This is a genomic window from Saliphagus sp. LR7, assembly GCF_003344565.1.
In the GTDB taxonomy this organism is placed as follows: Archaea; Halobacteriota; Halobacteria; order Halobacteriales; family Natrialbaceae; genus Saliphagus; species Saliphagus infecundisoli.
Genome location: NZ_QPND01000008.1, coordinates 105,640 through 124,813 on the forward strand (window position 1 = coordinate 105,640; position 19,174 = coordinate 124,813).

Sequence of the window (19,174 nt, forward strand, 5' to 3'; positions counted from 1 at the left end):
CCGATCCGCCCGTGACGACCGCCGCGTCGTCCGTGAGCATCGGTGACATTGCCCAGTACCCTACCACGCCGTCGCCGTACACGTTGTTCGTCGGTCGGACCGATTGTCGGCGGAGTCGACTGAACGATATCACCGTCGGCCCCAGGAGGGAATTACCCCGGGAGAGCGATCAACGAGCGGGTATATCGGGGAGAGGGGAGAATCAGGTCACTTATCACTGTGGCTCCGATTTCAGCCTCCAATGGTCGATGAGCGACGTGTCGGTCCACAGGACGGGGCCTCGGAGTCCCGACCGGGACCGACCAGACGACGGCTCCTCGCGACGGCGGGGGCGACGGCAGTTCTTGCCGGCTGTACCGACGCGATATCGGACGACGACGAGGGCGCGAACGTCGCCGACCCGGAGACGCTCGAGGACAACTCGAGCGACGAGGCCACCGGCGAGTCGACGGAGACCGACAACGAGACCGACGAAACGGAAACCGAAACCGAGGCGAGAACCAACAACGAAACCGAACCACCCGAAACCACGGAGGGGACCGACAACGAAACCGTGGGGGAAACGGATAACGAGACGGGCACGGAGACCGAAAACGAAACCGAGACCGAGGAAGAGACGGAGACGGACGAGGGAACCGAGACCGAAGAAGAGACCGAGACCACTGAGGAGACCGAAGAGGGAACGGAAACGGACGAAGAGACGGAGACGGACGAGGGAACCGAGACCGAAGAAGAGACCGAGACCACTGAGGAGACCGAAGAGGGAACGGAGACGGACAAGGAAACCGAAACCGAAGAGCAGACCGAGACCGAGGAACAGACGGAAACCGAAGAGGAGACCGAAACCGAGGAGCAGTCGGGGAACCCGCCGCTGAGCGAGGTCATCGACCACCCCTCGACGCGCAACTCCGATCACTCGCCGGTGATCGGCCCGTACCCGACCGAGACCGACGCGGCGATCGTGATGTTCGACGATCCGGGCTGTCCGGCGTGTGCCGACTTCGAGGCGGAGGTCATGCCCGACCTGCGCGAGCATACCGATGCCGGCGAGCTCTCGATCGTCTGGCGCGGATTGGGCGTCATCTCGGAGTGGTCGGAGGCGGCTCTGGCGATCCAGTGGGCGACCTACGACCGCGATCCCGACGCCTTCTGGGACCTCCGGGAGCACGTCTTCGAGAACCGAGAGTCGATCGACAGCGACGAGGGTGCCATCGAGGAATCCGTGGCCTTTCTCGAGGAGAACACCGACCTCGATACCGACGCGATCCGGGAGGACGCCGAGTCCGGCGCCTACGAGCAGCGCATGGCCTACGACGAGGACGCGGCCGGGCGCTCGAACGTCGATGCCACCCCTTACTTCCATCTCTTCCGGGGAGGCGAACACCGCACCGAGATCCGGGGCTACCAGGAGTACCAGGTCTTCGCGAACACCCTCGAGCTGTAACCACGACTGGAAGTCAGCCGAACGGGACCGACAAGATTGATGGGACCCGAGACCGATCACCCAGTATGGACGTGAGACGCGATGTTCGGTAACCGTCTGCTTCCGCGGGGCCGCGAGGACGTCCGACTCGTCGGGCGGACCGTCGGCGCGGTCCTCTCGGGACCCGCCTACGCCGCCCTCGCGCTCGTCGCCGCTGTCGTCTCGCTTTTGGGAATCGTCGTCGCACAGAACATGTCGCTTTTCACCGACGTGGTCGTCTTCGGGCCGCTCCCGATCGAGGCCCGCCTCGAGATCCTCTACTACATGCTCCCGTTCGTCAGCGGCGGAACCGATCCCGTCACCGGCACCGGGATGGTCGTGACGAGCCTCCTCGTCGGGGTCAACGTCGCCATGCTGGCCTACCACCTGAGTACCCAGGGACTCTCGGTCGTCCACGGGAGCGGCAGCATCGCCGGCATCATCCTGGGGACGATGGGCGCGGGCTGTGCGGCCTGTGGCGCGGCGATCGCGAGCGCCGTCCTCGGCCTCTTCGGCGCCGCCGGGCTCATGACGGTGCTCCCTTTCGGCGGCCTCGAGTTCCTGCTCGCGGCGATCGTTTTCGTCCCGCTGTCGACGTTCTGGCTCGTCCAGGGGATCCAGTACGGCGACGCCTGTCCCGTCGATCTCTCCTGACGTCGGCTCCGAACCCGCGGGTTCGGCTCCTCACTCGTTTCGTCGGACTCCCCTCGCGATCATCCCGGGTAGAAGCCGCCGCTTCCGGCCGTTAGTGATGGAATCGATCGGCCCGCGACGGAGAGCCGACATCTGGAGCGTCGAAAACGAGTCGGGTCGAGACCGCGATCAGGAGAGCCGTTCGACGGTGTCGACGATCTCGTCGGCGAACTCGCTGGTCGAGACCTTCTCGACGCCCTCGAGCTGTCGTTCGAGGTCGTAGGTGACCTTTCCGCCGGAGATGGTCTCCTCGACGGCGTCACGGACGAGGTCGGCGGCGTCGGTCCAGCCGAGGTACTCGAGCATCATCCGGCCCGAGAGGATCATCGCGGTCGGGTTGGCCATGTCCTGGCCCGCGCGCTTGGGCGCCGAGCCGTGGACGGGTTCGGCCAGCAGGCGGCCGTCGCCGAAGTTCGCGCCGGGCGCGATGCCTAAGCCGCCGATCTGTGCGCCCGCGGCGTCGGAGATGTAGTCGCCGTTCAGGTTCGGCATCGCGAGGACGTCGAACTCGTCGGTGCGAAGCTGGATCCACTGCAACATTGCGTCGGCGAGGCGTTCCTCGACCATGACGGCGTCCTCGGGGATGTCGACTTCGTCCTCGGTCTCCCACAGCGAGTCCGGCGCCGCGAAGACCTCCTCGTCGGGGTACTCCTCCTCGGCGACTTCCATGCCCCAGGTGCCGAACTGGCCCTCGGTGAACTTCATGATGTTGCCCTTGTGGACGAGCGTGACCTTCTCGCGGTCGTGCTCCAAGGCGTAGTCGATGGCCTTCCGAACGAGCCGTTTCGAGCCCGTCTCGGAGATGGGCTTGAGGCCGATCCCGATGGGGCCGTCGTGCATCGTCTCGTCGAAGCCCATCTCCTCCTCGACGAACTCCCGGACCTGCTCGACTTCCTCGGTTCCCTGCTCCCACTCGATGCCGGCGTAGACGTCCTCGGTGTTCTCCCGGAAGGTGACCATGTCCATCTCCTCGGGGGCCTTCATCGGCGAGGGGACGCCCTCGAGGTAGAACGTCGGGCGGACGTTCGCGTAGAAGTCGAGCGTCTGGCGGAGCGCGACGTTCAGCGAGCGAAAGCCCGAGCCGACGGGCGTCGTCAGCGGGCCCTTGATCGCGACGCGGTGTTCGTCGATGGCGCGGACGGTGTCCTCGGGAAGGTTCTCGTCGTAGCGTTCGCGGGCGCTCTCGCCGGCGTAGAGTCGCATCCAGGCGATCGACCGGCCGGTCGCGTCGGCGGCGGCCTCCAGAACCCGCTGGGCCGCGGGCGCGACGTCTTGCCCGATCCCGTCGCCGTGGATGATCGGGACGATCGGGTTCTCGGGGACGTCGATCTCGTCGTCGCTACCCTCGGCGAGCGTAATCGGTTCCCCGTTCTCCGGAACGTCGACCTTCTCGTACTCGTGGCTCATCTTGGTATACAGTTCTCGCAGACTCGCCTAAAAGGCCTCCCATTTCGTCGCCGGCGTCGCCTGCGGAGAACGGATCCCGGAAACTCCTACTCGAGGTAGCCCAGATCGCTCAGCCGGTCCTCGACGTCGGCCTCGGAGCTACCCTCCCCGTTGGCGCCCGAATAGGAGGGGTAGGACTGGCTTCCCGCGTCGTCCACGCAGGGGATGACCTCCCCGTCCATCCGGTCGCTGTAGGGAACCCCCAGCGCGGCCATGATCGTCGGCGCGACGTCGTAGAGGTGGGCCCGGTCGACGTCGGCGTCGGTATCGATCCCCTCGCCGGTCGCGACGAAGACGCCGTCCAACTTGTGGTTCCAGGGCTCGGTCGCCGAGCTAAAGAGGTCCTCGCGCAGCTCCGCCGAGAGGAAGTACTGGAAGTCGTTCGGCACCGTGAGAATATCGACCGCGTCCTCGGTGAAGGGGCCGTCGTAGTACTCCTCGCGGGGGACGACCTCGCCGAAGACCGGTTCGCCGTCGGGGCCGGTGACCCCCGAGAGGTCCGAGATGAGTTTCTCGCGAACGGCGTCGTACTTCTCGGGGGGGACGACGCCCTCGGGATCCCGACCTTGTAAGTTGATCCGGACACCGAGTTCGGTCCGCGAACGCATGTACGCCGTCGAGGCCGCGAAGTCGACCTGCTCGTTTCCGGTCCGGACGACCCCGCTCGGAACGTGTCTGGCCGCGACGTCGGCGAGACCGACGGCCTCGAGGAGGTTGCCGACCTTGTTGGTCGTGACCCCCGCCTTCGCGGCGATGCTCGCGAGACGTTCGACCGTTCCGGGCTCCCACTCGGTCTTGTCCTCGCCCTCCCGGAGGTCGTCTCTCAGGACGTTCCAGGTCGGCATCCCCTTGCCGCCTTTCTTGGTCTCGATGTAGCCCTTCCGCTGGAGGTAGGTGTTGACCCGGAACTCGCCGCTCTCCATCGGGCCCATCCCGTGGTCGCTGGCGACGAACACACGGTCGGGATCGCAGTCCTCCAGCACTTCGCCGATCCGTTCGTCGGTCGCCCGGTAGACCTCCCGGACGGCGTCCCAGTCGCCCTCGAACTCGTGGAAGACGGTGTCGGGCTTTTGAAACTGGAGGAAGCCGAAATCCGGGTCGAACCGGTCGGCGAGGTAGCGAAAGGCGTCGGCGCGCATCCCGACCAGGTGTCTGTACTCTTCGAGTTTCTCCTCGTCGGAGATCGTGTCGTCGCCGCGGGTGTAGTTGGGGTAGACGTAGTACTCGCCGATCGCTTCGCGGACGTCCGAAAGCAGCCCCTCGGGATGGCAATCGGGGTTTTCGGGGCCGATGAAGCCGGGGACGATCGCGCCGTCGAACTCGTCGGGCGGGTGGGTAACCGGGACGTTGACGACGACGCTCGAGCGGTCGTGGTCGTCGAGCAGGGTCCAGAGGCGGTGTTCGCGGACGTCGCGTGCAGAGACGACGTGGAAGTCGTAGCCGTCGAAGCCGGTAAAAGTGTAGACGCCGTGCTTGCCGGGGTTGACGCCCGTGTACATCGAGGGCCAGGCGCTGGGCGTCCAGGGCGGGATCTGGGACTCGAGGGGGATCGAGAGTCCCTCCGAGCAAAGCGCCTCGAGGTTGGGAAGGTCGCCGTCCGCAAACAGCCGCTCGAACACCGGTAGACACCCCGAATCGATCCCGATGAGAAGGGTGTCGACCCCGGCAGAGTCGCTCATATGTCACACCCAAGGACCCCCATGGGGGAAAACGATACCGGTTCGACTGGATCCCGTCACCGGGATCGAACGCCTTTTGGACGGCCGCCGGCTAGTTGTCGGGAGCGAATGGAGGTACTGATCGTCGGTGCGGGCGCGATGGGTCGGTGGTTCGCCGGCGCCGTCGATGCCACGACAACGTTCACGGACGTCGACGGCGCCGCCGCCCGCAGGGCTGCCGACGCATGTGGCGGCCGTGCGTGCTCGACCGGGGAACTCGAGGGCGGGTTCGACGCCGTCTGTCTCGCCGTCCCGATCCCCGAACTCGCCGACGCCGTTGAGCAGTATTCCGCGTACGCAGACGACGCCGTCCTCGACGTCTCGGGCGTGATGGGGCAAGCCGTCGAGGCGATGGCGGCGGCCGCACCCGGCCGCGAGCGGGTCAGCCTCCACCCGCTTTTCGCCCCCGAGCGCGCGCCGGGGACCGTCGCGGTCGTCCGCGACGCGCCCGGCCCGACGACCGAGGTGATCCTCGGGGACGTCGAGCGAGCGGGCAACGAACTCGTCGAGACCACGCCCCGGGAGCACGACGAGGCGATGGAGACGGTACAGGCCGCGACCCACGCCGCCGTCCTCGCGTTCGCGCTCGCGGCCGACCCCGCCCCGGCGTTCTCGACGCCCGTCTACGACCGCATGGCCGAGCTCGCGGGAATCGTGACGGGGGGCACCCCGCGGGTGTACGCCGACATCCAGGAGAGCTTTCCGGGAAGTGATCGAGTCGCCGAGGCCGCCGCCGAACTCGCCGCCGCCGACCGCGGGGAGTTCGAGACCCTCTACGGCGAGGCAACGGCCCGCTGGGAGGGGAAGCGATGACCGACCGCGAGGCCGTCCGGTCGAACGCGAAGTACCTTCGGAACGTGCGCCCGATCGACCCCGAGGAGATCAGCGACTACGTCGAGGGCAGAGCCCACCCCGCCGTCGTCCGCAGGATCCTCCGTGAGGAGGCGACCGATCTCGGGCTGGTCGAGCGCGAGGACGGCCGGTTCGTCCCCGTCCCCGACGACCCCGTCGCCCCGCTTTCGGGACCGATCGAGGCGTTTCCCGAGCGGTACGCCCGCGCCCTCGAGGACGTCCTCGTCGATCGCTACGGCCCGGACTGGCAGACGGGCGCCAGCGGCGACCTCCTCCGGAGCGTGATCCGGCAGGTCAAAGCCGAGTATCTCGAGAGCCAGGGGCGGTCGGTCGAGTACGATGCGGACGTCGCCGCCGGCTACGCGATCTACCACCTGCCGGCGTACTACGCCGCCGTCCAGTACGCCCTCTCGGATCTCGCCGACCGGGGCCTGCTCGGCCGGCACCTGCGGGTGCTTGACGTCGGCGCAGGCGTCGGTGGTCCCGCGCTGGGGCTTGCGGACTTCCTGCCCGACGACGCCCTCCTCGAATACCACGCCGTCGAGCCGAGCCCCGCCGCCGATATTTTGGAGACGCTGCTCGAGGAGGCCGGCCGGAACGTCCATCCGACGATCCGGCGCGAGCGGATCGAGGACGCCGACCCGGACGAGGAGTACGACCTCGTGCTCGTCGCGAACGTGTTGAGCGAACTCGACGACCCCGAAGCCGTCCTGAGGGAGCTGTTCGACCGCGTCGCCGACGACGGCTCGCTGCTCGCGCTGGCGCCCGCCGACAGGGAGACGAGCATCCAGCTTCGCGAGAGAGAGCGGGCCCTCGAAAGGGAGGGAGCGACCGTCTACGGACCGACCGTCCGGCTCTGGCCCGACCACCGTCCCACGGACCGGGGCTGGTCGTTCGACGTCCGCCCCGACCTCGCGGTCCCGGGGTTCCAGCGCCGGCTCGATGGGGCCGACCGCGAGAACGCCGGCGACGGCGAGTTCGAAAACGTCGACGTCCAGTACACCTACTCGATCCTCCGGCGGGACGGGAAACGGCGGATCGAGCTCTCGCTCGACTCGGGCCGGTGGGCGAGGATGGCCGACAGCGAGCGCCACGTCACCAACCGGGTCGACCTCGTCGCCGCGAAGCTGAGCCGGTCGCTGTCGGGCGACCCGTTCGTCACGGATCCCGGTCCAGAGGACTCCAATCCGATCTTCAAGATCAGCGACGGCAGCGAGTCGGTCGATCACTACGCCGTCTGTCCCTCGGTGACGGCCCTGAACCGCCCGTTGCTCGAGGCGGGCTACGGCGACGTCTGTGTCTTCGAGGGCGCGCTCGTGCTCTGGAACGACGATGAGGAGGGGTACAACGTCGTCGTCGACGAGGAAACGGTCGTAGACCGGGTGTAAGGCGGAGGGCTTTTCGCGCCCCGCTCCGAGGCCCCGACAGAGAATGAGCCAGCCGACCGAGCCGGAGATCCTGCTCACGAACGACGACGGGATCGAGACGCCGGGGATCCGCGTCCTCTACGACGCTCTCTCGGACGTCGGGAACGTCACCGTCGTCGCACCCTCCGACGACCAGAGCGCCGTCGGGCGATCGCTGTCGGGCGAGGTCGGCGTCACCGACCACGACCTGGGCTACGCCGTCGCGGGAACGCCCGCAGACTGCGTCGTCGCCGGCCTCGCCGAGCTGGGTCCGTTCCCCGACCTGGTCGTTGCGGGTTGCAACAAGGGGGCGAACCTGGGAGAGTACGTCCTCGGGCGTTCGGGGACGATCAGCGCGGCCGTCGAGGCCGCCTTCTTCGACGTCCCCGCGATCGCGACGTCGATGTACGTCCCCGTCGGCGACCTCGCCTTCGAGGACGTCGAGACCGGCCGGAGCGACTACCGGGAGGCCGCCCGCGCGACGACCTACCTCGTCGAGCACGCTCTCGAGGCCGGCGTCTTCGAGGAGGCCGCCTACCTCAACGTCAATGCGCCGGTTCCCGAAGAAGCGGCGGGCGACCCCGCCCCGATGGAGATCACCCGGCCCTCGAGGCGCTACGAGATGGACGCCGTCCGCGAGGGCGAGCGGGTCGTCCTCCACGACAGGGTCTGGGAGGAGATGGAAGCCGAGTCGATCCCCGACCCGGCCGGCACCGACCGGCGGGCGGTCGTCGAGGGCCGGGTCAGCGTCTCGCCGCTTACGGCACCCCACTCGACGCGCCACCACGACGCCCTCGACGACCTCGCCGAGCGCTACCCGGGAACCTCACTCAGTTCGTGAACGACGGCGGTAGGCCCATATACCCGGTCGGGCGTAACACCAAGGGAGAAGTGCGTGGACGCGGTGACGTATTCCACCAGCGGTGACACAACAACATGGTACTGGACACACTCAGATCCCTGCTCGCCGATCTCCGGGAACGAGAGCCGGCCGACGTATCGTCCGAGAACACCACGGAAGCGGGCCACGAATCCTACTACGCCGACCGGGTCGAGTACGGCGTCAACGACCGCGACCTCCCCGAGGACGACCGCGTCCTCCGCCTGCTGGTCGAACGCGGCGGTCGCGTCGAGCGCTCGACGATCGTCGGCGAGACCGGCTGGTCCGAGGAACGACTCGAGGCCTGTCTCGACCGGATGGAACGGGAGGGTCAGGTGAGCGCGATCGACGTCGGCGGCCGCCGGGTGGTCTGCCGGCGCGGGTTCGAGCCCAAGGGGTATCGCCCGCACTTGACCAGCGACTGATAGGGGCGGAGGCGACGATGTACCGTTCGGTCGCGACAACGGACTCCGACCGACGGTGGAACGACTCGTCTCCGCCGCTATGAGTCACCGCTCGCCCGAGAGCACCGAGAACAGTTCTTCCTCGAGGTCCGCCTTGCTCATCCCATCGCCGCCCGCGCCCCGCATGTGTTCGACCGGGAGCTGACCGCCGCCCATCCGGGCGTGGCCCCCGGCGTTGGCCATTGGGACGTCGCCGACGGCGTGTCGAAGGCTCTCGCCCATGTGGACCCGGTCGTCCCGGGAGCGCCCCGAGAGGTGGAGCGTGCCGTCGGTCTCCCCGAAGACGACGACCGCCGTCACTCCCTCCAGGTGCATCAACTCGTCTGCGGCCTGTGGGATCGCGTCGACGTTGTCGATCCGGCCGACGTCACAGACCGCAAACGAGCCCTCGACGCGTTTCCCGGTGATCGCCTCGGCTTTGGTCTGCAGGACGTCGTCGCTGACCTGAGGGTTCGCGACCCGATCGAGGAGGTCCTCGTCGATCCCCGGAAAGAGGTAGGCGCTGGCGGCGAACTCGGCCTCCGAACAACCCGTCGTGAGGTGGTTCGTGTCCGACTGGATGCCGTAGACGAGCCCGGTCGCGATCTCGGGGGAGACGACGATCCCCTCCTCGTCGCTCCCGGCGCCGACCGTCGCCCCCAGGTCCTCCAAGTACTCGGCGACGATCGTCGACGTCGCGCCGTAGCCCGTCCGGACGTCCGTAAAGCGGGTCCCCGTCCCGTTTCCGGGGTGGTGGTCGACGACCGCGACGGGCTCGACCAGCTCCGAGCCGGTAAAGCCGCGGGGCGTGTTGTGATCGACGAGCACGATCGCGTCGCTCGCGAGCTCGGTCGCGGCCTCGAGCTGGCCGAGCTCGAGGCCGAGCACCGTCCGGAACGCGCGGTTCTCCTGGTGGCGGATCTCGCCGGGGTACTGGAGGGTCGCCTCGGCGCCGACCGACTCGGCGATCGCCCCGACCCCCATCGCCGCGCCCATCGCGTCCGGGTCCGGGTTCGGATGGAGCAACACCGTCACCTCCTCGTACTCCTCTAAGACCTCCCGGAGCCGGACGGCAGGAGGACGTCGTACCCACCGGAGGAGCCACCAGAGCCCGACGACCGTGGCGGCCAGCCCGACGACGAGGACGAGCGAGAGCGGGTCGACCGGTCCGACCGCCCCCTCGGCCGCGTCGTCGCCGGCCGCGAGCGCGTCCCTACCGACGGCGAGCGGGACGGCTCGAACGCTCATGGCCCACACTCAGACGCGACCGGCAAGAAGGTTCCCCCTCAGGTGCTTGCTATGTACGGTTACCGGTGTCCCGTTCCGGGAAATTAGAACGTTCCGGAGCCGCCGGCTGCGGGCGACCCGGGCTTTCGCAGGGCTTTTGCTCGGTACCGAGAAACGAGGCGGTATGACTGCACCCTGGGACGACTGGAACCACGTCCTGAAGCTAGACCCCGACAAGGAGCTTCCGGACGGGGTCACCTATGGCGACCTCTGTGCGACGGGGACCGACGCGATCGAGATCGGCGGCACGACGGGGATGACCGAGGAGAACATGTCCGCCGTGATCCGGGCGTGTGCGGAACACGACGTTCCCCTCTACCAGGAGCCTTCGAACCCGAGCGTCGTCGTCGAGGAGGAGGCCCTGGACGGCTACCTCGTCCCGACGGTGTTCAACGCCGGCTCGCCCTTTTGGATCACCGGCGCCCACAAGGAGTGGATCCGTCTCGAGGGCGACCTCGAGTGGGACCGGACCTGGACGGAGGCCTACATCGTGATGAACCCCGCGGCCGACGTCGCAGAACTCACCGAGGCCGACTGTGACCTCTCGGCCGACGACGTCGCCGCCTACGCGACCGTCGCCGAGCGGATGTTCGGCCAGGAGATCGTCTACCTCGAGTATTCGGGCACCTACGGCGACGAGGAGGTCGTCGCGGCCGCCGGCGACGCCGTCTCCGACTCCGCCCTCTTCTACGGCGGCGGCATCCACGACTACGACTCGGCCCACCGGATGGCCGCTCACGCCGACGTGATCGTCGTCGGCAACCTGGCCCACGACCGCGGGGTCGAGGCCGTCCGCGAGACCGTCGAGGCCGCGAACGACGCCTGAAAGCGTTGGGGACCCCTCTCACGACGGTATTCGATACCCAGGGGGGTATCGAAACTCGTTCGGGGTGATCGTTTTCGACCCGATCGGTTCGGTTCCCGTATTCGGATAACTGAGCGAGCTACTAGATCATCGTTCTCTCTCCAGCAGCTACCAAAATCCCCAGGACACAGAGGGGAAGCTCGTGTGAGGAAAAGTAAGTCGAACGATCCCATACCTTCTTGCGTTTGGAGTTTTACATCAATCGTATGTCCAGAAATATAGACCATAATGAGATGATTCCGACCACAGCTGTCCTAAGTGTTCTCGCTATTTTCGGTTTAGTAGTCGGAATCGGATTTGGAATGCTAGGGGTTGTAGTACGGTTGTTGTGGATCGGTCTCGGGTTAGTTTCAGTATATCTTCTCTATCGGATTTCCGTAGCTGTTGAACACATAGCCTATGATTCTTGACCAGTAAATCACTCGGTACCGTTGGCCTGAACCAGGCTATTGATCGGTTCGCACCCTCAGTGACCGGATTCCGAAGCCGACAGCAGGCATGCGAAGGTTCCAGAACACTCTAGCGGTTACTCCGAATTTGCATCCATCGCGGGCACCGGAACGCTCGTGACCGCGCTCTCGACGACCGCCCCCTTCTCGACGCCGCGGACGTCGGCCTCCGTCGTCAGCACGATCCGGTGATCGAGGACGGGATGGACCACCCGCCGGACGTCCTCGGGGGCGACGTACTCCCGGCCGGCGAGGGCCGCCCGCGCACGGGACGCCTCGAACAGCCGCTGGATCCCCCGCGGGGAGACGCCGACCTCGACGCGGCCGTCCTCGCGGGTCTCTCTGCAGACGTCGACGACGTACTCCCGGATCGCCTCGTCCACTCGAACCGTCTCGGGGACCTCCTGGAGCGCGAGGACGGTCTCCCGGTCGGCGACCGCCTCCACTTCGGGGACGCGGCTCCGGCGCTCGGCGCGCCGGTCGAGCAACTCGAGTTCGCCCGCCCGATCGGGGTAGCCCAGGCTCGTCTTGATCATGAACCGGTCGATCTGGGCCTCCGGCAGCGGGAACGTGCCCTCCTGTTCGATCGGGTTCTGGGTCGCGATCACGAAGAACGGCTCGGGAAGCTGGCGGGTCTCGCCGGCGACCGACACCTGCTTCTCGCCCATCGCCTCGAGCAGGGCGGCCTGGGTCTTGGGAGGCGCCCGGTTGATCTCGTCGGCGAGCACCACGTTCGCGAAGACCGGCCCCTCGTTGAACTCGAAGGTGCCCCGGCCCTCGTCGTAGACATGGGTCCCGGTGACGTCGTTGGGAAGCAGGTCGGGGGTGAACTGGATCCGGGTGAACTCGAGGTCGAGCGCGGCGGCGATCGTTCGGGCAGTGAGGGTCTTTCCGGTTCCCGGCACGTCCTCTAGGAGTACGTGGCCCTGGCCGACGATCGCGGTGAGGATCGTCTCGAGGCGCTCGTCCTCGCCGACGACGGCCGTCGCGGCCTCCGCGAGGACCGCCCGGCAGGTCGCGGCGGCGTCGGTGACGTCCATACCCCGCATCCGGCGGCGAGGTGGTTATAGGTTCGGCTCCGCGCCCGAGGCTATATGGTTCGGGGCGGGCGAGGGTCGGTCATGGACTCCCAGGACGGCGGGGACCTCCTCGCGGGTTTCGACCCGGCTGAGCACGTCCTCACCGCCCGCCAGGCCCAGGTGCTCGCGCTCCGGGCCGAGGGCTGTTCGCAGGCCGAGGTCGCGGATCGGATCGGGACCTCGCGGGCGAACGTCGCCTCGATCGAGGGCAGCGCCCGCGACAACGTCGCGAAAGCGAGGGAGACCGTCACCTTCGCCGAGACGCTCGCCGCGCCGGTCCGGGTGACGGTCCCGTCGGGGACCGACCTCTATGACGTTCCCGACCGGGTGTACGACGCCTGCGACGAGGCGGACCTGACGGTCGCCCACGCCGCCCCCGAGCTGCTGAAGCTGATCCACGACGCCGCGGGCGGGGCGGTCGCCGACCGCGAGGTTCGGACGCCGATCGTCGTCGGCGTTGGCGAGGACGGCTCGGTGCGCGTGCGACGCTCGGGATGAGCACGAACTCGGGGGCGATCGAACCAACGGCCCCCACGCGGCCGGCACTTGCCGGCTGCGCCTCCCCCGTTCGGTGTGACGTATCTTATCATACGGAGATAAATACAGCAGACTTAACAGTCGGTGTCGGATCGACAGACGTGCAACATGACTGACTCGGATCTCTCGCGACGACGGTTCGTACTGCTGTCGAGTACCGCTGCTGCGGTCGGGCTGGCCGGCTGTAGCGACAACGGCGGGAACGGTGGCAACGGGAACGGCGACGCCGAGGAGAACGACACGGAAAACGAGACGGACACCGAGGAGGAAGAAACCGAGTCCGAGATGGACAACGAGTCCGGTATGGGCGAAGACAACGAATCCGGCATGGACAACGAGTCCGGTATGGGCGAAGACAACGAGTCCGAGATGGACAACGAATCCAGCATGGGCGAGGATAACGAATCCGGCATGGGTAACGAGTCCGAGATGGACAACGAGAGCGACGGTCTCGGCGACGACAACGAGTCCGGTATGGGCGAAGACAACGGGTCCGAGATGGACAACGAGTCCGAGATGGACAACGAGAGCGACGGTCTCGGCGACGACAACGACACCGGCATGAACGAGACCGAGGACAACGAGAGCGGCGGCCTCGGCGAGGACAACGACTCCGACGAGTAAACCGAATCGAGAACTACGTTTTCTTTCTTCAGGAGACTGCGAGCATCGTGCGCCTATCGCCTCGAGTCGCACCCTCCTCGAGCCCTCACTCCAGGGGAAGCGCGACGTTCGCGAGCGTGTCGCCGGCGACGACCGTCGCCTCCCGGGTCAGCGCGTAGAGGACGCCCTCGCGGTCGGCACGGACCTCCTGGCGAACGCCGTAGTCGGTCGGGCCGTACAGCGTGCCGAGCCGGTCTCCTTCGGTAACGCGGTCGCCGACGGCGACCTCGCCGGGGACGAACAGTCCGGACTCGTCGGCCCGAACCCGGCCGAGGTGGTTTCTCGCCCGCTCGGTCCGTCCGTTCCCGACGGGGTCGCCGGGGAGAACCCCCAAGTGGCGGAGGGCGTTCCGGAGCCCGACGAGACCGGTCTCGACGGCCGACTCCTGGACACGGGTGTGGGAACCGAGTTCGGGCGTGATACACGGGATCCCTCGTCGAGCGGCGGTCACCCGGAGCTTCCCCGAGAAGTTCCTACGGTGCCACTCCTCGTCCGTATCCTCGTCGCCCTCGCTGTCCCCCGGCAACGGCTCGACCAGCGTCAGGTCGGTACCGAACGCCTCCGCGAGCGCGATCGACTCCCGGTCGCCCTCGGTGACCACGACGTGGGAGAGCGCGTCGGGACTCATCGTGTGGAGGTCGACGACGGCGTCGGCCGCCGAGGCGTGTTCCCAGAGAGCGGCGGCGATCCGCCCGTGGGCCGACCCCTCGCTATCGCCGGGCCAGACCCGGTTCATGTTCGGGTTCGTCTCGTCGATTCCCCGTGAGGCGGTATAGCTCGCGTGATCGAACGTGAGCGGGTCGGCGACCGGCACCGCGATCACCCGCCCGGCGATGTCCGCCTCGACCAGCTCGTCGTGAAGCCGCCGGAGGACCTCGGTGCCGTTTACCTCGCGGCCGTGCTGGGCGGCCTGGACGTAGACGGTCGGCCCCTCGCTTCCCTCGTACTCGTGGATCGAGAGCGAAACGTCACCGCCGGCGGGGAGTTCGAGGGGTGTTATCGTCCGCCGGCTGTGAGTCACCATCTCACTCGGCGTCGTCGGGCACGTCGAAGTCGTGGAAGTGTTCGCCCTTCTCCTTGCTCAGGATGTCGAGGGCGGCGGCGGCACCGTCGCCCGCCGAGATGATCGCCTGCCACTCCTCGGCGCGGGCGGTCGCACCCGTCGCGTAGGCGCCGGAAACGCTCGTCTCCATGTCGATCCCGACGTCGACCGGTCCGTCGTCGGTCGTCTCACATCCCAACTCTTCGGGCAGCGAACGTTTCGCGCCGGTCGCGAAGACGACGTAGTCGGCGTCGTGGCTCCCCTCCTCGGTCTCGACGGTAAAGCCGTCGCCATCCTCCTCCACACTGAGGACCTCCTCGCCCTGAACGCGTTCGACGCCGAAGGAGTCGACCTGCTCGCGTGCGTCCTCCATGAACGCGGAGCCGTCCTGGCTCTCGATCCCGAGGTAGTTGAACAGGTGGGCCTTGTGCATCCAGGTCTCGTCGGTGTCGAAGACCGTCGTCTCGAGGCCGTTTTTCGCCGTGAACAGCCCGGCGCTCAGTCCCGCGGGGCCGCCGCCGACGATGGCTACGTGTACCATATCCGGAACGATGGCCCCACGGCTGATAAAGGCTATGCGCAACCACGATGGGTGCCCGTCCTACTCGCGTTCCAGAACGGCCTTCGCCTTCGCGTGGCGCCCCCGGAACATCGGCTCGAACCCGAGTCCGGTCACCGACGGACACCGTTCTCCAAGGGGGCCGAGCAGGGACGGGAGTTCGTACTCGACCCGGTCCCGACAGACCGTCTCCCGGCCGTCGGCGAAAAAAGAATGGGTGTGGACCCACCGGTCGAACGGGCCATCGACCATCTCGTCGCGGAAGTACGCGACCCCGTCCTCGCGCTCGCGCTCGGTGATCACCGATGTCCAGTGCTGGCGCGGGCCGACACCGCCCGGCCGGATCGAGAGCGTGATCTCCGAGCCGACATCCAGAACCGCCGGCTCGCGCTCGCCATCGGGGCCGATCACCGACTCGACGCGAAGCTCCATCCACGCCGGCGTCAGCGTCTCCAGACCCGATACCCGCGAGTGAAACTCCCAGACCCGCTCGAGAGGGGCCCGGATCCGCGTCTCCCGTTCGTACGTCGCCATATCGGAACGACGCTCTCGTGACCCAAAACTCCGCGGCCTACGTCACTTCAGGCGTTCCTGGAGAAACGAGGGGTGGGCCTCGGTCACGCCTTCGACCGCGAGGATCTCCTCGTTTATGACCCGCCCGACCGCGCCGCTGTCTTCGGCACGCACTTCCGCCATCAGCGTGTGATCGCCACTCGAGCTGTACAGCGCCTCGACCTCCTCTAAGTCCCGCAACGCCGCGGTCGCGTCGACGTAGCGCTCGCTCGCGACCTCGAGGCCGACCATCGCGATCGTCTGGCCCGAGAGTTTCTTGGGGTCGACGTCGGCCGAGTAGCCGACGATCACCCCCTCCTCCTCGAGCTGGTTGATGTACTTGCGGACCGTCGGCTTCGAGACCTCCGCACGCTCGGCGATATCGGCGTAGGAGGCCTGGGCGTCCTCCTCTAGGACCTGTAAAACGCGCTCTCCCGTAGACCGGCTACTCATGACCAACTGTTTTGCGCCGACGGGAAAATATCTTGTGTATCCGAAAACCCGACCGTCGCCCGCCGATCCGGGAACGGGTTCGGGCGACCCTCCGGTCGGCCTCCACCGGACGGGAGACCGCGTTCCCCGAGCGATTCCCGGGAGCCGGGAACCGTCGCAGGTATCGTACGTGGCGAGCGATCACGTCCACGTGTAGAACCCGACAATGACCGACGAAACCCTCTACGAGCGGTTGGGCGGACGGGAATCGATCGCTACCGTCGTCGACTCGTTCTACGAGAAGGTGCTCGACGACGAGCGGGTCGCGGGCTATTTCGACGGGATCGACATGGAACGCCAGCGCATACACCAGACGCAGTTCCTCTCGGCCGTCACGGGCGGGCCCGTCGAGTACACCGGCGATGAGATGGCATCGGCTCACGACCACCTCGACATCGCACCCGAGGAGTTCGAGGCCATCGCGACCCATCTCGACCGGACGCTCGCGGAGTTTGAGGTCTCGGAGGACGACCGCGAGGCGGTGATGGATGCGGTCTACGGCTACGAGGAGGCGATCGTGACGGCACGGTAGCGGGCGCCCGGTTCGGGACGATCGACGTACCTCTCCGTATCTCTCCGTACGACCCCGGACCGACACGTTCCCCTCCTAGAAACGCGCTTACGTCCGGGCGTCGATCCATCTCTCGATGGCACAGCGCACTGTCGAGGCCGCGGACCGAACGGTGGCCGAGGAGACGAACGCTCGAACGACGACGCCGGGAGAGCGCCGTACCTGTCCGCTCTGTGCGTTCGCCGCCGACGGCGACGGCGGGATCTACGACCACTTACAGGCCAGCCACCGGAAGAGCGCCCTCTCGCGGCTCGTCGCCGACGAGCTGTAGGGCCTGATTCCGTCGAAAAGACCCGGCAAGGACGATGCATCCTAGCGGCGGCTACTCGACGACGGCCAGCCGCCGGTCGATCGTCCGGCGGCCCTCCTCGATGCCGGCACAGACGGCGGCGATGGCGGCGAGGACGGGATGAGTCGTCCGACAGGAGCCATAGAGGTATCGAGCCGTGTCGTCGATCCCGGCCACCGAGACGGAGTGCTCCCGGCGGATCCGGGCCTGGCGCTCCTCAAGAAGGACCCCACACCGATCCTCGAGCGAGTCGAGGCGGTCGCGACTCGATATGAGGACGTGAAAGCCCGCCCGATCGAGGGGCTGGGCCACGACCGACTCGAGGTCCCCGACGATCCCCACGAGGCGCTCCTCGGCGTCCGTGATCGCCTCCGACTCGGCCTCGAGGAACTCGAGCAACGACTCCCGCGCGTCGATGGCCCGATCGACGCAGTCGGCGAGCGAGCGCTTGAGTCCTGGCGAGAGCCCCTCAGACCTCGTGATCGCGGTCGCGAGCTCCGGGGTGAGCTCCCGTTCGAGGTTCTCCCGGTAGGACTCGCCGTACGCCTCCTCGTAGTGGGGGACGCACATTACCGTCCGGACGTACGCCTCGCGGACCTGATCCGGTGTCGTCCGCCCGGGCGCCGTCCGGGTCCGGTCGGTGAGCAGCGTCGGAAAGCGCGCCGTCGAGGCGGTCGTCTCAAGCGCGCCGACCCGCGTCCGGAACTGCGAGAACGCCTCGCGTTCGTCGGCGAGTTCCCGACGCTCCGAGCGAAGCACGCGGGCGGCCTCGTGGAGGACGGCCAGCGGGTCGTCGTCGGTCACGAACGGATCAGGCCGGACGATCCTCTTAACTCCGTATATGTGGCGTCCGACCCGCTATAGGCCGCTATGGCCACCTCCGAGCGCTATGGGGGACTATGGAGTTCGGTCCGTCGAGTTCGAACGCTCGAAAACGAGAGATCGCGAAACGGGTTACTTGTGGCGCTCGAGGAGGTCGTAGCTGCGCTCCCAGTCGTAGTCGTCCTCGAAGTAGCGCTCGGCGAGCGGTTCCTCGGGCATCTCGCCGAGTTCCTTCTTCTCGTCCTGGTAGGAGGGACGTTCGTCGACGAAGTAGCGTCCGGTGAGGACGGTGCCCTCGTGGAGGGCGTTCTCGGTCTCGAACATCATCTCCTGGGCCTCCTCGCGGCTGTTGACGTCGAAGTCGTAGTCCTCGGACTCCTGGACGTCCACGTAGGGGACGTACTGCTTTGCGTCCTTGTTCCAGGTCGGACACTGGGTCAGGAAGTCGATGTGGGCGAACCCGTCGTGGTCGATCGCCTCCTTGATGATCTCCTTTGCCTGGTTCGGGTTGACTGCGGCGGTCCGGGCGATGTAGGTCGCCCCCGAGGTCAGCGCGAGCGACAGCGGCCGGATCGGCGACTTCGCATTGCCGTGGGGCGTCGTCTTCGACTTGTGACCCTTCGGCGAGGTCGGCGAGGTCTGGCCCTTGGTGAGCCCGAAGACCTCGTTGTTGAAGACGATGTAGGTCATGTCGTGGTTCTCCCGGGCGGTGTGCATGAAGTGGTTCCCGCCGATCCCGTAGCCGTCGCCGTCACCGCCGGCGGCGATCACTTCGAGCCCGTCGTTGGCCAACTTCGCCGCGCGGGCGACCGGCAGCGACCGGCCGTGGATCGTGTGGAACCCGTAGGTGTCAAGGTAGCTGTTCAGCTTGCCCGAACAGCCGATCCCCGTCACCGTCAGCACCTCCTCGGGGGTCTTGCCGACCTCCGGGAGCGCCTGTTTCAGCGCCTTCAGGACGCCGAAGTCGCCACAGCCCGGACACCACGTCGGCTGGGGTTCCAGACCCGGCGTGAACTCGTCGCGGTCGATCTCTCGTTCGTCTCCGATGGCGTTGAATGCACTCATTG

The 19,174-nt window shown here is 67.2% G+C and carries 21 protein-coding genes; 11 read left to right on the top strand and 10 right to left on the bottom strand.

Annotation, left to right across the window (positions count from 1 at the left end; translation table 11 throughout):
* Positions 1-241 precede the first annotated feature (241 nt).
* Positions 242-1,444 (top strand): thioredoxin domain-containing protein, encoded by a 1,203-nt coding sequence (locus tag DVH23_RS12705; RefSeq protein WP_114577800.1) that lies wholly within the window; start codon positions 242-244, stop codon positions 1,442-1,444.
* A gap of 81 nt (positions 1,445-1,525) precedes the next feature.
* On the top strand, positions 1,526-2,116 hold the full coding sequence (locus DVH23_RS12710; RefSeq protein ID WP_114577801.1) for a hypothetical protein: 591 nt from the start codon (positions 1,526-1,528) through the stop codon (positions 2,114-2,116).
* 168 nt (positions 2,117-2,284) lie between these two features.
* On the opposite strand, the gene icd is transcribed toward DVH23_RS12710, so the two are convergent.
* On the bottom strand, positions 2,285-3,562 hold the full coding sequence (gene icd, locus DVH23_RS12715) for an isocitrate dehydrogenase (NADP(+)) (RefSeq protein ID WP_114577802.1): 1,278 nt from the start codon (positions 3,560-3,562) through the stop codon (positions 2,285-2,287).
* An 86-nt stretch (positions 3,563-3,648) separates the two neighbouring features.
* Complete coding sequence (locus DVH23_RS12720; RefSeq protein ID WP_114577803.1) at positions 3,649-5,280, bottom strand: alkaline phosphatase family protein; 1,632 nt, start codon at positions 5,278-5,280, stop codon at positions 3,649-3,651.
* Between the two features lie 108 nt (positions 5,281-5,388).
* Between DVH23_RS12720 and DVH23_RS12725 the strand changes: the two genes are divergently transcribed.
* From DVH23_RS12725 to DVH23_RS12740, 4 genes are all read left to right on the top strand, one after another.
* Positions 5,389-6,132 (top strand): prephenate dehydrogenase/arogenate dehydrogenase family protein, encoded by a 744-nt coding sequence (locus DVH23_RS12725; protein WP_114577804.1) that lies wholly within the window; start codon positions 5,389-5,391, stop codon positions 6,130-6,132.
* The gene (locus DVH23_RS12730) at positions 6,129-7,559 is read left to right on the top strand and encodes a small ribosomal subunit Rsm22 family protein (RefSeq protein WP_114577805.1); all 1,431 of its coding nucleotides are present in this window, start codon (positions 6,129-6,131) and stop codon (positions 7,557-7,559) included. Before DVH23_RS12725 ends, DVH23_RS12730 begins: the two co-directional genes overlap by 4 nt.
* Before the next feature lie 43 nt (positions 7,560-7,602).
* The gene (gene surE / locus DVH23_RS12735; protein WP_114577806.1) at positions 7,603-8,418 is read left to right on the top strand and encodes a 5'/3'-nucleotidase SurE; all 816 of its coding nucleotides are present in this window, start codon (positions 7,603-7,605) and stop codon (positions 8,416-8,418) included.
* A gap of 95 nt (positions 8,419-8,513) precedes the next feature.
* Positions 8,514-8,882: a hypothetical protein gene (locus DVH23_RS12740; protein ID WP_114577807.1), complete on the top strand. Its 369-nt coding sequence runs from the start codon at positions 8,514-8,516 to the stop codon at positions 8,880-8,882.
* A gap of 84 nt (positions 8,883-8,966) precedes the next feature.
* Here the strand turns inward: DVH23_RS12740 and DVH23_RS12745 are convergent, their stop codons facing one another.
* On the bottom strand, positions 8,967-10,148 hold the full coding sequence (locus DVH23_RS12745) for a bifunctional oligoribonuclease/PAP phosphatase NrnA (RefSeq protein ID WP_114577808.1): 1,182 nt from the start codon (positions 10,146-10,148) through the stop codon (positions 8,967-8,969).
* A gap of 163 nt (positions 10,149-10,311) precedes the next feature.
* Between DVH23_RS12745 and DVH23_RS12750 the strand changes: the two genes are divergently transcribed.
* Positions 10,312-11,013, top strand: a complete 702-nt coding sequence (locus DVH23_RS12750) for a phosphoglycerol geranylgeranyltransferase (protein ID WP_114577809.1) — start codon at positions 10,312-10,314, stop codon at positions 11,011-11,013.
* Positions 11,014-11,578: 565 nt separating this feature from the next.
* Here the strand turns inward: DVH23_RS12750 and DVH23_RS12755 are convergent.
* Positions 11,579-12,541 (bottom strand): MoxR family ATPase, encoded by a 963-nt coding sequence (locus DVH23_RS12755; protein ID WP_114577810.1) that lies wholly within the window; start codon positions 12,539-12,541, stop codon positions 11,579-11,581.
* An 81-nt stretch (positions 12,542-12,622) separates the two neighbouring features.
* On the opposite strand from DVH23_RS12755, the gene DVH23_RS12760 reads away from it, so the two are divergent.
* Both DVH23_RS12760 and DVH23_RS12765 read left to right on the top strand, forming a co-directional pair.
* Positions 12,623-13,078 (top strand): Tfx family DNA-binding protein, encoded by a 456-nt coding sequence (locus DVH23_RS12760; protein ID WP_232833759.1) that lies wholly within the window; start codon positions 12,623-12,625, stop codon positions 13,076-13,078.
* 147 nt (positions 13,079-13,225) lie between these two features.
* Positions 13,226-13,741, top strand: coding sequence for a hypothetical protein (locus tag DVH23_RS12765; RefSeq protein ID WP_114577812.1), 516 nt, complete (start codon positions 13,226-13,228; stop codon positions 13,739-13,741).
* A gap of 85 nt (positions 13,742-13,826) precedes the next feature.
* Here the strand turns inward: DVH23_RS12765 and DVH23_RS12770 are convergent, their stop codons facing one another.
* The 4 genes from DVH23_RS12770 to lrpA1 are packed head-to-tail and all read right to left on the bottom strand — an operon-like array spanning position 13,827 to position 16,386.
* Positions 13,827-14,804 (bottom strand): succinylglutamate desuccinylase/aspartoacylase family protein, encoded by a 978-nt coding sequence (locus DVH23_RS12770; RefSeq protein ID WP_114577813.1) that lies wholly within the window; start codon positions 14,802-14,804, stop codon positions 13,827-13,829.
* Between the two features lies 1 nt (position 14,805).
* Positions 14,806-15,363 carry an NAD(P)/FAD-dependent oxidoreductase gene (locus DVH23_RS12775; RefSeq protein ID WP_114577814.1) on the bottom strand — a complete coding sequence of 186 codons (558 nt, stop codon included), beginning with the start codon at positions 15,361-15,363 and terminating at the stop codon, positions 14,806-14,808.
* 60 nt (positions 15,364-15,423) lie between these two features.
* Positions 15,424-15,915, bottom strand: coding sequence for an SRPBCC family protein (locus tag DVH23_RS12780; protein WP_114577815.1), 492 nt, complete (start codon positions 15,913-15,915; stop codon positions 15,424-15,426).
* 42 nt (positions 15,916-15,957) lie between these two features.
* Positions 15,958-16,386: an HTH-type transcriptional regulator LrpA1 gene (lrpA1, locus tag DVH23_RS12785; protein ID WP_114577816.1), complete on the bottom strand. Its 429-nt coding sequence runs from the start codon at positions 16,384-16,386 to the stop codon at positions 15,958-15,960.
* Between the two features lie 205 nt (positions 16,387-16,591).
* Here lrpA1 and DVH23_RS12790 point away from each other — a divergent pair, with 205 nt between their 5' ends.
* Both DVH23_RS12790 and DVH23_RS12795 read left to right on the top strand, forming a co-directional pair.
* On the top strand, positions 16,592-16,957 hold the full coding sequence (locus DVH23_RS12790) for a group 1 truncated hemoglobin (RefSeq protein ID WP_114577817.1): 366 nt from the start codon (positions 16,592-16,594) through the stop codon (positions 16,955-16,957).
* 115 nt (positions 16,958-17,072) lie between these two features.
* Positions 17,073-17,267 (top strand): hypothetical protein, encoded by a 195-nt coding sequence (locus DVH23_RS12795; protein WP_114577818.1) that lies wholly within the window; start codon positions 17,073-17,075, stop codon positions 17,265-17,267.
* Positions 17,268-17,318: 51 nt separating this feature from the next.
* Here DVH23_RS12795 and DVH23_RS12800 read toward each other — a convergent pair whose 3' ends face one another.
* Together DVH23_RS12800 and DVH23_RS12805 are read right to left on the bottom strand one after the other, a co-directional pair.
* Complete coding sequence (locus DVH23_RS12800) at positions 17,319-18,089, bottom strand: hypothetical protein (RefSeq protein WP_114577819.1); 771 nt, start codon at positions 18,087-18,089, stop codon at positions 17,319-17,321.
* Between the two features lie 150 nt (positions 18,090-18,239).
* Positions 18,240-19,172, bottom strand: a complete 933-nt coding sequence (locus DVH23_RS12805; RefSeq protein ID WP_114577820.1) for a thiamine pyrophosphate-dependent enzyme — start codon at positions 19,170-19,172, stop codon at positions 18,240-18,242.
* Between the last annotated feature and the right edge of the window lie 2 nt (positions 19,173-19,174).